Genomic DNA, 13,847 nt, shown 5'->3' on the forward strand with positions numbered 1-13,847 from the left:
TCAGGTGGGTTTGCGGCTGGCCAGGACCGCGCCGGCGATCACCAACAGCGCGCCCATCGGATACCCGGCCGCCAGGTCGATCCAGCCCTCGGGCTGCCCCGGGCCGAACGCCTCGATGTGGGCGAGCCAGTGCACCACGACGATGAGGGCACCGACAGCCATGATCGCCTGCCCGGCCCGCAGGTACCGGCGACGACGACGGTACCTCGCGGCCGGATCGGGGTCGGGTCGTGGACGACGTGTCATCCGGGTGCTCCTTCCCGTACGTCGATAGGTGGCCCCGGCACCGTCGCGCCAGGGGTGGGAGCGCGTCCGGGCAGGTACGGCGACGGTTCCGGTTCCGGGTGGCGGCGGGACTGCACGACGATCAGCGCGACGCCGGCGACGGCGATGAGGGCGGCCATCAGCAGGTTGACCTTCACACCCCACAGCAGCAGCCCGGTCGGATCCAGGCGCAGCGCCTCGAGCCAGGCGCGGCCGGTGCCGTAGACGATCAGGTACGCGCCGAGCGCCTTGCCCCACCGCAACGGCACTCTGCGTTCGATCAGCAGGATCGCGGCCGCACCGGCGAGGTTCCACAGCATCTCGTACAGGAACAGCGGGTGGAACAGGGTGTCCGGGGGCAGCCCGGGCGGGAAGGCGTGGTTCGCGGGGTCGATCTGCAGCCCCCACGGCAACGTGGTGGGGGCGCCGAACAACTCCTGGTTGACGTAGTTGCCCCACCTGCCGATCGCCTGCGCGATCAGCAGCCCGGGCGCGAGGGCGTCCGCGAACGAGAGGAACCGGATGCCGGCACGCCGGCACGCGAGCCACGCGGCGACGCTGCCGGCGAGGATCGCTCCGAAGATCGCCAGACCGCCCTCCCACACGTACAGCACCCGCCACAGGTCCGCGCCCTCGTAGAAGTAGTCCGCGGGGTGGGTGAGCACGTGGTAGAGCCGGCCGCCGACGATCCCGGCCGGAACCGCCCACAGGGCGACGTCGACCACGACACCCGCTGGTGCGCCGCGCTGCCGCAGCCGGTGGGAGGTGAGCCAGACGGCGATCACGATCCCGGCGATGATGAACACCGCGTAGAAGCGGATCGTGAACGGCCCCACCGCGAACCCGGTGACGTCCGGGCTGGGGATGAACGCGCCGATCATGACCGGTATCCGAGCACCGTGGTCATGCCGGTCTCAGCGTGGTAGATGTTGTGGCAGTGCGCGACCCACAGACCGGGGTTGTCGGCGTCGAAGTCGACCGTCAGGGTCTGGCCCGGGAGGATGATCGAGGTGTCCTTCCGGGGGCCGCCGTTCGCGTGCTGGTAGGTGTGGCCGTGCAGGTGGAACGGATGCCACATCTCGGTGTCGTTGCGAATCCGCAGCTGCACCCGCTCCCCCTCGCTGATCGCGTGCGCGTCCCGCAACGGGTCGTTCATGTCGAACCGGCGCCCGTCGATCCCCCAGTCGTACGCCTCCATCCCCCCGGTCAGCGCGAGGTGCACGACCCGGTCGGGGGATGCCTGGTGCAGGGCGACGGCGGCGGTCGCGCTCAGCCCGGCAGCGGTGCCGACCCTGCCGGTCCCGAGCTCGGCGACGGGGACGTCGCTGGCCGGTGCCGTGCCGGCGCCGGTGCGCAGCAGCGCGAACGCGCGATCCTGCTTTCCTTCCGCGTCGGCGACGACGGGGAACACCCCGTCGCCCAGGGTGACCTGCAGGTCGTAGCGTTCGCCCATCCCGATCAGGATGCTGTCGACCTCGACCGGGTCCACGGGGAACCCGTCGGTGTGGGTGATCGTTAGCCGGTGGCCGCCGACGGCGAATCGGAACGCGGTGTCGCTGCCGGCGTTGATGACACGGATCCGCACCCGTGCTCCGGGGGTGCCGGTGAACTGTGCGGGGTCCGCTGTCGGCTTCCCGTTGATGAGGTAATGCGGGTAGTAGACGTCACCGGCGTCGCCGCCGAGCAGGTCGGAGGTGGCGCCCATCAGCAGGTTCCCCATCCGCATGAACATGTCGCCCATCCCGCCCATGTCGCCCATCCCCGCCGACAGGTCCGAGAGGACCTGGTCGGGGGTGGCGGTGACCCCGTCGAGCCAGTCGTCGAGGATCAGCACCCATTCGTCGTCCCACGTGACCGGCTCGTCCGGGTCCTCCACGATCAGCGCGCCGTACAGGCCGTGGTCCAGCTGGGGGCCCACGTGCGGGTGGAACCAGTAGGTGCCCGGATGCGGGGCGACGAACTCGTACACGAACTCCCCGCCCGGCCCGATCGGGGCCTGGGTGACCGGCGGCACCCCGTCCATGTCGTTGCGGAGGGCGAGCCCGTGCCAGTGCACGGACGTATCCGCCTCGAGCCGGTTGCGGACCGTCGCTCTGAGGGTGTCGCCCGCTCCCAGCCGGATCACCGGGGCGGGGACCCCGCCGAACGCCCATGTGGACGCCGGCGTGCCGGCGAGGTCCAGGGTGGCCGCCGCGGCGATCAGCTCCACCGCGGTGACCCGCCCGGTGCCTCCCCGAGCGCGCTCCGTCCCGGCCACCTGCTGACCGGCAGGCTGCACCCAGCGCGCCTCGGGGGCGCAGGAGGCCAGCACGATCGCCGCGGCCGCGCCGACGCCGACGCCGAGCAGCCCCCGGCGGGTCAGCATCGCCCGCGACAACGCGGCGGGTGTGCGAGGCAGGTCAGACACGTTCGGGCTCCTTCACCGCGGCAGCCGATCCCGTCGTGTCCGCGGCCTGTGCGGGCAGCCGCAGCCGCTTCAGCAGCAGCGCGTTGACGGCGACGATCACGGACGAGCCGGACATGCTGATCGCTGCGATCTCCGGGGAGAGCATGATGCCGAACGCGGGGTAGAACACCCCCGCGGCGATCGGCAGGGCGAGGGCGTTGTACCCGATGGCCCAGCCGAGGTTCTGCCGCATCTTCCGCAGCGTTCCCTTCCCGATCTTCAGCGCGATCGCGACATCGAGGGGGTCGGAGCGCATCAGCACGACGTCGGCGGTCTCGATGGCGACATCCGTGCCGGCGCCGATCGCGACGCCGAGATCGGCTTGAGCGAGGGCGGGGGCGTCGTTGACGCCGTCGCCGACCATCGCGACCTTCTTCCCCGCCTGTTGCAGCTCGGCGACCTTCTGCGACTTGTCCTCGGGCAGCACTTCGGCGATCACGGTGTCGATGCCCAGCAGCGCGGCGATCCGTTCCGCGGTGGGCTGGTTGTCGCCGGTGAGCATCGCGACCTCGATGCCCTGCTCGTGCAGGGCGTCGATCGCGGTCTTCGCGCTCTCCCGCGGCGCGTCGGCCAGGGCGATGACGCCGGCGATCTGCCCGTCGACGGCGAACAGGATCGCGGTGCGGCCCGAGCCCGCCAGTTCCCGCTGGGATGCCTCCACGGGGGTGATGTCGATGCCCTCGGCGGCCATCAGGCGGGTGTTGCCGAGCACGACCCGCTTCCCATCGACGGTCGCTACCGCGCCCTGCCCGGTGATGTTGCGGAACGCGGTCGCGGTGCGGCGCGGGATGTCGCGGGCGTCGGCGTACGCGACGATCGCCTGGGCGAGCGGATGCTCCGACTCCCGCTCCGCCGCGGCGGCCAGGCTCAGCAGCTCGAGGTCGTCGCCGCCTGCAGTGAGGTAGTCGGTGACCTCCGGCTCCCCCTTGGTGAGAGTGCCGGTCTTGTCGAAGACGACCGTCGTGATGCGGGCGGCGGTCTCGATGCCGGTCGCGTTCTTGAACAGCACCCCGCGCTTGGCGCCCAGGCCCGTGCCGACCATGATCGCGGTCGGGGTCGCGAGCCCGAGCGCGTCGGGGCAGGTGATGACCACGACCGTGATCGCGAACAGGATCGCCATCGGCACGTCCATCCCGGCCAGCAGCCACACCACGAAGGTGCCCGTCCCGCCGATCAGGGCGACGAACACGAGCCAGAACGCGGCCCGGTCGGCGAGCCGCTGCCCTGGGGCCTTGGAGTTCTGCGCCTCCTGCACGAGCTTCACGATCTGCGCCAGCGCTGTGTCGGACCCGACCTTGGTCGCGGTCACCCGGAGGGTGCCGACGGTGTTCACGGTCGCGCCGATCACCTCCGAACCGGGGGCCTTCGTCACCGGCATCGACTCGCCGGTGACCATCGACTCGTCCACCTCGGACTCGCCGGACTCCACGACCCCGTCGGTGGGGATCTTCGCCCCCGGCCGGACCAGCATCAGATCCCCGGGCACGACCTCGCTGGTGGGGATCTCGACCTCCTGCCCGTCGCGGATCACGACCGCCTGCGAGGGCGCGAGCTCGAGCAGGGTGCGGATCGCGTCGTTCGCGCCGCCGCGGGCGCGCATCTCCACCCAGTGCCCCAGCAGCACGAAGGTGGCGAGCACGGTGGCGGCCTCGTAGAACACCTCGCCGCCGCCGGTGAGGGTGATGAACAGGCTGTACAGCCAGCCCGCGCCGACACCGACCGAGACCAGCACCATCATGTCCAGCGTCTTCGCCCGCAACGCCCGGTAGGCGCCGTCGAAGAAGATCCACGCCGAGTAGAAGATCACCGGCAGCGACAGGATCAGCATGAACACGTCGTCGCGCAGCCCGAACGGGGCCGGCACCTCGAACCCGATCACCTCCCGCCCGATCGGGGACCACAGGGTGATCGGGATCGACAGGATCAGCGCGACCAGGAACCGGTTGCGCATGTCGCGGATCATCGCGGCCATCGACATCCCGCCGCCGTGCCCGCCGTGGCCCATCATCTCCTGCGCGCTGTGCGCGGTCGGCTCGGCGCCGTGATCGTGCCCGCCTGCCGCGGGAGCGGCGCCGTGTCCGGCGTGCTCACCGACCTCGGCCGGGTGGGCGTGGTCTGTCGGAACAGTCTCACCGCTGTGCTCACGGTCGGGAGCGGTGTGGTGCTCATGCCCGGCGTGACCGGCGTGACCGGGGTCAGCCTGGGCCTCGTGGCCGGTGTGCGCGTCATGATCGGCATGCGCATCATGCCCTCCGTGCGGCCCGTGCCCCTCGTGACCGGCGTGCCCGTCGTGGCCGGCAGGCATCTGGTGGGCGTGCGGGTCGTGCGCGGGGTCGCAGATGTGGTCGGGGACGGACTGCCCGGCGCAGTGGTAGCCGCACTCGATGACCCACTGCTGCAGATGCGCGACCGATGTCGTCTGCGGGTCGTAGGTGACCGTCGCGGTCTGCGAGACCGGGTTCGCGTCGACGGCGATCACACCGGGCTGGCGGCCCAGGTGGGCTTCGGTGACGTTCTTGGAGGTCGCGCGGATCATGCCGCTGACCTGCAGGGTCACGGTCTGGGTGTCGTTCATCACAGTTCCTTCCCGATGACGGGGTCGGTGGCAGGTGTGTCAGTGTCGGGGTGGGGCCATCGCCAGTCGGCGACGGCGGGAATGTCGGTGCCGTGCTCACGGGTGTGGGCGCGGGCGCGCAGGCGCGCGTCCTGCAGCTCCTGCCGCAGGCCGGCGTGGCGGGCGCCCAGGCCGGGGACGTGGTCGAGGACGTCGATGGCGAGCCGGTACCGGTCGAGGTCGTTGAGCATGACCATGTCGAACGGGGTCGTGGTGGTGCCGCGCTCCTGGAAGCCGTGCACGTGCAGGTTCTGGTGTCCGGCGCGTTTGTAGGTGAGCCGGTGGATCAGCCACGGGTAGCCGTGGTAAGCGAAGATGACCGGCTTGTCGGGGGTGAAGATCGCGTCGAACTCCCGATCCGGCAGCCCGTGCGGGTGCTGGTCCTCGGACTGCAGCCGGGTGAGATCGACCACGTTCACCACCCGCACCTTCAGGTCCGGGACGTGCTCGCGCAGCAGCGCCGCCGCGGCGAGCACCTCGAGGGTGGGCACGTCGCCGGCGGCGGCGAGCACGACGTCTGGCTCGATGCCTTCGGTCTCGGTGCCCGCCCACGGCAGGATCCCGAGCCCGCGGGTGCAGTGCTCGATCGCCTCGTCCATGGTCAGCCACTGCGGGGCGGGCTGTTTGCCGGCGACGACCACGTTGATGTACCCGGTCGAGCGCAGGCAGTGGTCGTAGGTGGACAGCAGCGTGTTCGCATCGAACGGGAGATACACCCGGACGACGTCCCGGCTCTTGTTCAAGGCGACGTCGATGAACCCCGGATCCTGGTGGCTGAACCCGTTGTGATCCTGCCGCCACACGTGACTGGACAACAGGTAGTTGAAGCTCGGGACCGGCTCCCGCCACGACACGGCGCGGGCGGCTTCGAGCCATTTGGCATGCTGGTTAAACATCGAATCGACGATGTGCGTGAACGCCTCGTAGCAGTTGAACAGGCCGTGCCGGCCGGTCAGCACGTAGCCTTCGAGCCAGCCCTGGCACTGGTGCTCGCTGAGCACCTCCATCACCCTCCCCGTCGGGGCGAGGTGCTCGTCCACCGGTTCCACGGCCGCGTTCCACTGCTTGCCCGCAGCCGAGTAGACGGATGGGGCGAGGCGGTTGGAGGCGGTCTCGTCCGGCCCGAAGATGCGGAAGTTGTCCGGGTTGTCCCGGATCACCCCCGCCAGCCACTCACCCAGCACCCGCGTCGCCTCCCCGGTTCCCGCACCCCGCTCCGCCGGGTCGACCGGCTGCGCGTGCTCCCGGAAGTCCGGCAGCCGCAGCGGGACGGTCAGCTGCCCGCCGTTGCCGGCCGGGTTCGCGCTCATGCGCCGATCCCCCTCCGGCGCCACCGCGACCGTCACGGCACGCGGGGCGCCGGTCACGTCGAACAGTTCGTGGGGCCGGTGGGAGGCCAGCCAGTCCTCGAGGATCCGCAGATGCTCCGGGGTGTCGCGGACCTCCGCGAGCGGCACCTGGTGCGCCCGCCAGGTGCCCTCCACCGGGAGGCCGTCGATCACCTTCGGGCAAGTCCACCCCTTCGGGCTGCGCAGCACGATCGCCGGCCACGCCGGACGCTCGTGCAGGGTGCCGGCCGCGGCGGCGGCCTTGATGTCGGCGATCCGGTCCAGCACCGCATCCAGCACGCCCGCGAACTTCGCGTGGGACTCCTGCGGAGATTCATCGTCGAAGCCGACCGTCACGACAAAAGGCTCATGGCCGTAGCCGCGCAGCAGCGCGACCAGCTCGGCCTCGGGGATGCGGGACAGCACGGTCGGGTTCGCGATCTTGTAGCCGTTCAAGTGCAGGATCGGCAGCACCACCCCGTCTGCGGCGGGGTTGAGGAACTTGTTGCCGTGCCACGCGGTGGCCAGCGGCCCGGTCTCGGCCTCACCGTCGCCGATCACGCAGGCGACCAGCAGGTTCGGGTTGTCGAACGCGGCGCCGTATGCGTGCACCAGGGAGTAGCCGAGCTCCCCGCCCTCGTTGATCGACCCGGGCGTCTCCGGGGACGCGTGCGAGGGGATCCCGCCAGGGAACGAGAACTGCCGGAACAACGCCCTGACCCCCGCCTCGGTGCGGTCGATCTGCGGGAACCGCTCGGTGTAGGTGCCGTCCAGATACGCGTTCGCGACCATCCCCGGGCCGCCGTGCCCGGGCCCCGTCACGTACAGGGTGTTCAGGTCCCGGTCGCGGATCGCGCGGTTCAGGTGTGCGTACAGGAAGTTCAGGCCCGGGGTGGTGCCCCAATGGCCCAGCAACCGCGGCTTGATGTCGTCGGGGGTGAGGCGGTGGCGCAGCAGCGGGTTATCGAGCAGGTAGATCTGCCCGATGCTCAGATAGTTCGCCGCCCGCCACCACGCGTCCACCCCCGCCAGGGCGGCGGGGTCGGCGGGTCCGGTGCGGTGCGCCCACGCGGTGGGCGCTGGTGCGGTGGTCATGGTCGTTCTCCTGTCGAAGCGGTGGCCGGGCGGAGGATCGTGGTCTCGTCGGGGGCGGGGCCGAGGCGGACGATGCCGCGGTCGTCGACGAGCAGCACCAGCCCCTCCCCGGTCGCGGCGATCGCCTGCACCCGCCCGGTTGCGGTGCCGACCTGCTCCCACGTCGCGGCGGGTGCCAGGCGCCACACGGTCCCGTCGGTGTCCACCCCGGCCAGAGTCTGGTCCGCGGCGGCCACGGTGTACAGCAGCGGCGCGTCGGCGACCGCGACGAACGTCACGCCGCCGTCGGTGCTGGTCTGCAGCCCCTCCTCGGTCGCCGCGTACACCGCCTCAGCACTGGCGGCGAGCCCGGCGACCCCGGTGAGGGTGGCCCCATCCGTCCACGTGGCGCCGGCGTCGATGCTGATCCGCAAAGAGGGCATGGTGGATCCGATCCCGTACAGCGTGCCTGTGGGATCGGTGGTGATGAGGTGGAAGTCCTCGGTCCCGGTGAATGCGACCGGCTCCCAGGTCTCGCCCGCGTCGATGCTGCGGATCAGACCGAGGTTCGGGGCACCGAGCTCCGGCGGCGTGGATGAGCCGGGATGCCCGGACGCCAACCAGGTGCCACCCGTGACGGTGAACCCCATCGCGTCGAACTCGTATCCGCCCACGGGACCGGTCGCCTCCCCCTCCTCGTCGATCCGGTAGATGCCGGTGTGCGTGCCCAGCAGCACCCCGGTGCCGTCCGGGGCGATCGCGTGCACGTGCCCGAGCGGGTCCGGGTCACCCACCGGCCCCGGTGGCGGGGCGGGGGTGCAGGCGGCCAGCAGCAGCGCGGCGGCGGTCAGCGCCGTGGCTGCGGCGACGGTCGTGAGGCGGATGGTCAACGGAACCTCCATGAGAATGTGGCTGTGAGTTTCGTCGCCGCGCTCGAGGCGGCGCGAGCGCCGACGGCTACCGGGCGTGCGGGGTGTCCCGCACGCCCGGTGCGGTCACAGGGTGGCGAGCAGGTCCCGCATGGTGGTGATCTCGGCGGTCTGGTCCTCGATCACCTGGGTGGCGAGGGCGGTGACGTCCGGGTTCTGAGCGGCATCCAGCGCCATCTCGGCCATCTCGATCGCGCCCTGGTGGTGCACGATCATCTGCTCGAGGAACAGGCGGCTCGCCTCCGGGCCGGACGCGTCCTCAAGGGCGGTCATGTCGTTTTCGGACATCATCCCGTCGCCGTGGTCCATGCCGCCCATCGGCTCCTCGACACCCCAGTCCGCGAGCCAGCCGCGCATGGTCTCGATCTCGGGTCCCTGGGCGTCCTTGATCTGCTGAGCGAGCTCGGTCACCTGCGGGTCGACGTCGGTCTTTGCCAGGACGATGTCGGCCATGTCGATGGCCTGCTGGTGGTGCGGGATCATCATCGTGACGAACATCTCGTCGGCGGCGTTGAACTCTGCCGCGGGTTCGGTGGTCTCGGTCATCCCGCCGGGTCCGTGGTCCATGCCGGGCATGGTGCCGTCCTGCGGGGCGCAGCCGGCCAGGACGAGAGCGGCCGCGAGCACGGCGGAGCTGGTCAATGCGATGGTGCGCAGTTTCCTCATGATGAGGGTCCTTTCGTGTCAGTCAAGTGCATGAGGTGATTCGGTGCCCGGGCAGGGCGGAGCATCCCCCGGACAGGGTCCGGGAAGAGGCGACGGCGAATCAGGTGCGACTGATCGAGAGGACGAGAAGAGACGGAGCGCGGGCGCGGGCCACCCCGCGACGGGCGAACCGCAGCCCGGTGTCGGCGGTGCGGGCAACAACGGCGAGCACCCCGGTGAGGACAGGCGCGGCGATCAGCAGTAGCCCGACCAGGAGAGCGAGGACGCACGCCATCATCAGCATCGAATGATCCTGCGCCGGCATCGACCCCATCGGTGCGGCACAATCACAGGGCGCCGCTTGGGCGGTGCCGGGATGAGCGGCGCCGGGAGCCGTGCTGTGCAGCTGTGCTGCCGGGGCGGCGTCGGAGACGGCGGCCGTGACCGAGGTGGACGCCGCCGGCGTGTGGGGGTCTGCGGTGCCACTGCTGAGCACGTGCATCGCCAGCAGGCCGCCGATCACCGCGGCCGCGAGGGCGACGGCGGCCAGGGCGCGCACGGGGAGCCGGTGGTGGTGCATCATCGAGCGGATGGCGAGCATCACCGGGACCCCCTTTCAGAGTCCAGGGTAGCCGCAGCCGCCGGATGGGCCCCGGCGCGGCGGGATTTCTCGCGCAACGCAAGCAGCCCCAGCGTGTCGTCCTTGATCTGGGTGCGGCCGATCACCTGCCAGTGCGCGGAGAGGTGCTCTTCGAGGAACCCGAGCACCTGAGTGAACGGGACGATGTGCCAGGGGGCGCCCGGATGCGGGGCGGAGGTGGGGTTGCCGAACACGACCGTACGGATCGTGTGCCCTTCCGGGGCGATGGCCCGCCCGGTGCGCAACAGCTCCGCGACCAGCCATGGCGCGTCGGCGGGCCGGCAGCAGCCGAACCGAGTGAGCGCGGCCTCCAGCACGGCAGGGTCGCGCATCGCGGGGTTCGGGTGCGGGCGGCCCTCCTTCACCTCGCCGACGATCATGTCGGCCGCGCCGGTCACCGCGCCCAGCGCCGGATCCAACGGGGCGTCGGCCGGGCCCGTCGTGCCGGAGGTGCGGTGCAGGCGAACGGCGAGGATGTCCAGGTCGGTGACCGTGCGCGCAGGACGGGTCGCGGCATCCAGCACCGGGTACTCGGCGACCGTGAGATACCCATTCACCCGCAAGTACGCCTGCACCACCGCCACCGCGACATCCATCCCTGCTCACCTCGCTCCGGGTACTCGTCTTCGCGCTGCTCGTGGGCCGGATCAGGCGGCCGCGGCGTACCGGGCGGGGTCGGCGTCCCACAGCGGCCCGCAGTCCGCGCAGCAGAACCAGTACCGGCTGCCCTCGTAGTCGCGGAACAGGCCCTTCGACTCCGCCTCCTCCGGGTTGACCAGGTTGCCGGGCATCACCGGGCAGCGCACCCGCTCGCTCGCGCCCGGCGCCGGCTCATGGTGATGATGCGATCCGTGGTCATGGTCATGGTGCGCGTGGTCGTGCGCGCCGTGGTCGTGGTCGTGGGAGTGGGCGGTCATCGGTGGTTCTCCGTTCTCGTGGGGGTCAGGACACGGCGGCGGGGACGCGCTCGGCGTGGGCGGGTGCCGGTGTGGGGACGCCGGGCAAGGGGCGGAAGCGGCGCAGCCGGAGGCTGTTGGTGACCACGAACACGCTGCTGAACGCCATCGCCGCGGCCGCGACGACCGGGTTGAGCAGGGCGAGCATCGCGACCGGGATCGCAGCGACGTTGTACGCGAACGCCCAGAACAGGTTCCCCTTGATCGTGCCCAGGGTGCGGCGGGCCAGCCGGATCGCGTCGGGCACCACCAGCAGGTCGCCGGACACGATCGTCAGGTCACTGGCGGTGATGGCCGCGTCGGTGCCGGTTCCCATCGCGATGCCCAGGTCGGCGGCGGCCAGCGCGGCGGAGTCGTTGACCCCGTCGCCGACCATCGCGACGACGTGCCCGGCCTCCTGCAGCGCCCGGATCGCGTCGAGCTTGCCGGCGGGGGTGACCCCGGCGCGGACGTCGTCGATGCCGGCCTGCCGGGCGATCGCGTGGGCCGCTCCCGGGTTGTCGCCGGTGAGCAGCACCGGGGTCAGGCCCAGCTTCTTGAGCCGGACGATCGCCTCGGCGCTGTGCGGTTTGAGGGTGTCGGCGATGCTGATGGCGCCGCGCACGGCCCCGTCCCACGCCACCACGATCACCGTCGCCCCCGCATCCTCGTCCGCGGCGATCCGTGCCGCGAGGTCGTCGGGGACGCTCAGCGCCCACTGGTCGGCCAGCCACCCGGCGCGCCCGGCGACCACCGCCCGCCCGTCGACGACGGCCTGCACCCCCGCGCCCGGGTGAGCCACGAAGCCCGAGGCGGGCAGCAGCGGCCGCTCGGGTGCGGCGGCGACGATCGCGCGGGCGATGGGATGCTCCGAGCCGTCCTCGACGGCCGCCGCCACCCGGACCAGCTCCTCCGGGTCGGTGCCTGGCACGGGGTGGACGGTGGTGACGGTCATGGTGCCGGAGGTGACGGTGCCGGTCTTGTCCAGCACGACCGTGTCGATCCGGCGGGTCTGCTCCAGCACCTGCGGTCCGCGGATCAGGATGCCCAGCTGCGACCCCCGCCCGGTGCCCACCAGCAGCGCGGTCGGCGTCGCGAGCCCGAGCGCGCAGGGGCAGGCGATGATCAGGGTCGTCACCGCGGCGGTGAACGCGACCTCGGCGGGCGCGCCGACCAGCATCCACACGGTGAACGCGGCCACGGCCAGGGCGATGACGACGGGCACGAAGATCGCGGAGACCCGGTCGGCGAGGCGCTGCACCTGCGCCTTCCCGGTCTGCGCCTCCTCCACGAGCCGGCCCATCCGGGCCAGCTCCGTGTCGGCGCCGGTGCGGGTGATCTCCACCAGCAGCCGGCCACCGGCGTTCACCGTCGCCCCCACCACCCGGGAGCCCGGCGAGACCTCGACCGGGACGGACTCGCCGGTGAGCATCGACTCGTCCACCGCGGAGGAGCCCTCCCGGACCAGGCCGTCGGAGGGGATCTTCTCCCCCGGCCGCACCACCACGAGATCCCCCGGCACCAGCTGGGCCACCGGGACCCGCTGCTCGGTGCCGTCGCGGAGCACGGCGGCATCCTTCGCGCCCAGCTCGAGCAGCGCGCGCAGCGCCTCCCCGGACTGCCGCTTCGCGCGGACCTCCATGTACCGGCCGGCGAGAATGAACACCGTCACCAGCGCCGCGACCTCCAGGTACAGCTCGTGGCCGCCGGCCTGCGGGGTGCCGAACAGCTGCAGGCTCATCCGCATCCCCGGCATCCCCGCGCCGCCGAAGAACAGCGCGTACAGCGACCAGCCGAACGCGGCCAGCACGCCCACGCTGATCAGCGTGTCCATCGTGACCGCGCCGTGCCGGAGGTTCACCGCCGCGGCACGGTGGAACGGCCACGCCCCCCACACTGCGACCGGCGCCGCGAGCATCAGCGCGAGCCACTGCCAGTTCGTGAACTGCCACGCCGGCACCATCGACAGCACCGCCACCGGCAGGCTCAGCGCCGCCGACACGATCAGCCGGTGCTGCAGCGACGCCAGCTCGTCATCCCGCGACGGCGCCGCATCGGCCGCGCCGTCGGGCGGGGCGGGCACGACGGCGTCGTAGCCGGCGGCCTGGACGGTCGCGATCAGCTCGCTGTCGGGAGTGTCGTCGGTGCGAACCCGCGCCTTCTCGGTGGCGAAGTTGACGGTCGCCTCCACGCCGGGCAGCTTGTTCAGCTTCCGCTCGATCCGGGTCGCGCACGACGCGCACGTCATGCCCGTGATGTCGAGCTCGACATCACGCACGCTCATGAGACCGGCGCCAGCCGGTACCCGGCGTCCTCCACCGCCTGCCGCACCGCGTCCGCGTCCAGCGGCGCGGCGCTGCCGACGGTGACCTTCGACAGTCCACCGGCGTGCAGCTCCACATCCACCGCTCCCACGCCGGAGATCTCGGACAGCTCCTCCGTGACGCTCGACACGCAGTGACCGCAGGTCATCCCCTCCACGAGGTACTCCGCCACCACCTCCGTCCGCGACGTGGACGCCGCCTCCTCCTTGACGGAGGCGTGCCCGGAGCAACAGGCGCACCCGCCGCCGGACTGCGTCAGACCCAGATCACGAGACTCAAGACCAGACATGTGCTCTTTCCTTTCGATCGAAGAACTAAGACGTGCAAGGGGCAGTCAGGAGCGGACCAGGCGGGCGATCGCGGCGTTCGCCTCGCGGAGCTTCTCCTCCGCGACCGGGCCTCCTTCGGCCGTGGCCTCCGCGACGCAATGCGCGAGATGGTCTTCCAGCAGCGCCAGCGCCACGGACTCCAGCGCCTTCGTCGCCGCCGACACCTGCGTCAGCACGTCGATGCAATACACGTCCTCATCGATCATCCGCGCGATCCCGCGCACCTGACCCTCCGCGCGGCTCAGCCGCGCCAGCAGGGCCGGCTTGATGTCCACATACCCGTGTGCCATCTCGCACCTCCACCCACAACCTACCATAC

At 71.5% G+C, this 13,847-nt stretch carries 13 protein-coding genes; all 13 read right to left on the reverse strand.

Going from position 1 to position 13,847, the window contains the following annotated elements; genetic code table 11:
• Nucleotides 1-246 (reverse strand): hypothetical protein, encoded by a 246-nt coding sequence (locus tag RYJ27_RS00980; protein ID WP_330170945.1) that lies wholly within the window; start codon nt 244-246, stop codon nt 1-3.
• On the reverse strand, nt 243-1,145 hold the full coding sequence (gene lgt / locus RYJ27_RS00985; RefSeq protein ID WP_330170946.1) for a prolipoprotein diacylglyceryl transferase: 903 nt from the start codon (nt 1,143-1,145) through the stop codon (nt 243-245). Before lgt ends, RYJ27_RS00980 begins: the two co-directional genes overlap by 4 nt.
• A complete protein-coding gene (locus RYJ27_RS00990) occupies nt 1,142-2,629 on the reverse strand; it encodes a multicopper oxidase family protein (protein WP_330172077.1) in 1,488 nt (495 codons plus the stop codon). The genes lgt and RYJ27_RS00990 overlap by 4 nt, the downstream gene beginning before the upstream one ends.
• 34 nt (nt 2,630-2,663) lie before the next feature.
• Nucleotides 2,664-5,285, reverse strand: coding sequence for a heavy metal translocating P-type ATPase (locus RYJ27_RS00995; protein ID WP_330170947.1), 2,622 nt, complete (start codon nt 5,283-5,285; stop codon nt 2,664-2,666).
• Nucleotides 5,285-7,747, reverse strand: coding sequence for a phosphoketolase family protein (locus RYJ27_RS01000; protein WP_330170948.1), 2,463 nt, complete (start codon nt 7,745-7,747; stop codon nt 5,285-5,287). Before RYJ27_RS01000 ends, RYJ27_RS00995 begins: the two co-directional genes overlap by 1 nt.
• Complete coding sequence (locus tag RYJ27_RS01005; RefSeq protein WP_330170949.1) at nt 7,744-8,616, reverse strand: F510_1955 family glycosylhydrolase; 873 nt, start codon at nt 8,614-8,616, stop codon at nt 7,744-7,746. The genes RYJ27_RS01000 and RYJ27_RS01005 overlap by 4 nt, the downstream gene beginning before the upstream one ends.
• A gap of 105 nt (nt 8,617-8,721) precedes the next feature.
• A complete protein-coding gene (locus RYJ27_RS01010; RefSeq protein ID WP_330170950.1) occupies nt 8,722-9,321 on the reverse strand; it encodes a DUF305 domain-containing protein in 600 nt (199 codons plus the stop codon).
• Between the two features lie 100 nt (nt 9,322-9,421).
• A complete protein-coding gene (locus RYJ27_RS01015) occupies nt 9,422-9,901 on the reverse strand; it encodes a DUF6153 family protein (RefSeq protein ID WP_330172078.1) in 480 nt (159 codons plus the stop codon).
• Complete coding sequence (locus RYJ27_RS01020; RefSeq protein WP_330170951.1) at nt 9,901-10,536, reverse strand: hypothetical protein; 636 nt, start codon at nt 10,534-10,536, stop codon at nt 9,901-9,903. Before RYJ27_RS01020 ends, RYJ27_RS01015 begins: the two co-directional genes overlap by 1 nt.
• Before the next feature lie 51 nt (nt 10,537-10,587).
• On the reverse strand, nt 10,588-10,857 hold the full coding sequence (locus tag RYJ27_RS01025) for a hypothetical protein (protein ID WP_330170952.1): 270 nt from the start codon (nt 10,855-10,857) through the stop codon (nt 10,588-10,590).
• Nucleotides 10,858-10,882: 25 nt separating this feature from the next.
• Nucleotides 10,883-13,159: a heavy metal translocating P-type ATPase gene (locus RYJ27_RS01030; RefSeq protein ID WP_330170953.1), complete on the reverse strand. Its 2,277-nt coding sequence runs from the start codon at nt 13,157-13,159 to the stop codon at nt 10,883-10,885.
• Nucleotides 13,156-13,488, reverse strand: a complete 333-nt coding sequence (locus RYJ27_RS01035; protein WP_330170954.1) for a heavy-metal-associated domain-containing protein — start codon at nt 13,486-13,488, stop codon at nt 13,156-13,158. The genes RYJ27_RS01030 and RYJ27_RS01035 overlap by 4 nt, the downstream gene beginning before the upstream one ends.
• 45 nt (nt 13,489-13,533) lie before the next feature.
• Nucleotides 13,534-13,818: a metal-sensitive transcriptional regulator gene (locus RYJ27_RS01040; RefSeq protein WP_330170955.1), complete on the reverse strand. Its 285-nt coding sequence runs from the start codon at nt 13,816-13,818 to the stop codon at nt 13,534-13,536.
• Nucleotides 13,819-13,847 lie beyond the last annotated feature (29 nt).

The organism is Microbacterium limosum (assembly GCF_036324365.1).
Classification (GTDB): Bacteria; Actinomycetota; Actinomycetes; order Actinomycetales; family Microbacteriaceae; genus Microbacterium; species Microbacterium limosum.

What these genes read in the sequence shown, in the direction of transcription:
- RYJ27_RS00980 (WP_330170945.1), bottom strand. Translation starts at nt 246, where the DNA reads ATGACACGTCGTCCACGACCCGACCCCGATCCGGCCGCGAGGTACCGT.
- lgt (WP_330170946.1), bottom strand. Translation starts at nt 1,145, where the DNA reads ATGATCGGCGCGTTCATCCCCAGCCCGGACGTCACCGGGTTCGCGGTG.
- RYJ27_RS00990 (WP_330172077.1), bottom strand. Translation starts at nt 2,629, where the DNA reads ATGCTGACCCGCCGGGGGCTGCTCGGCGTCGGCGTCGGCGCGGCCGCG.
- RYJ27_RS00995 (WP_330170947.1), bottom strand. Translation starts at nt 5,285, where the DNA reads ATGAACGACACCCAGACCGTGACCCTGCAGGTCAGCGGCATGATCCGC.
- RYJ27_RS01000 (WP_330170948.1), bottom strand. Translation starts at nt 7,747, where the DNA reads ATGACCACCGCACCAGCGCCCACCGCGTGGGCGCACCGCACCGGACCC.
- RYJ27_RS01010 (WP_330170950.1), bottom strand. Translation starts at nt 9,321, where the DNA reads ATGAGGAAACTGCGCACCATCGCATTGACCAGCTCCGCCGTGCTCGCG.
- RYJ27_RS01015 (WP_330172078.1), bottom strand. Translation starts at nt 9,901, where the DNA reads ATGCTCGCCATCCGCTCGATGATGCACCACCACCGGCTCCCCGTGCGC.
- RYJ27_RS01020 (WP_330170951.1), bottom strand. Translation starts at nt 10,536, where the DNA reads ATGGATGTCGCGGTGGCGGTGGTGCAGGCGTACTTGCGGGTGAATGGG.
- RYJ27_RS01025 (WP_330170952.1), bottom strand. Translation starts at nt 10,857, where the DNA reads ATGACCGCCCACTCCCACGACCACGACCACGGCGCGCACGACCACGCG.
- RYJ27_RS01030 (WP_330170953.1), bottom strand. Translation starts at nt 13,159, where the DNA reads ATGAGCGTGCGTGATGTCGAGCTCGACATCACGGGCATGACGTGCGCG.
- RYJ27_RS01035 (WP_330170954.1), bottom strand. Translation starts at nt 13,488, where the DNA reads ATGTCTGGTCTTGAGTCTCGTGATCTGGGTCTGACGCAGTCCGGCGGC.
- RYJ27_RS01040 (WP_330170955.1), bottom strand. Translation starts at nt 13,818, where the DNA reads ATGGCACACGGGTATGTGGACATCAAGCCGGCCCTGCTGGCGCGGCTG.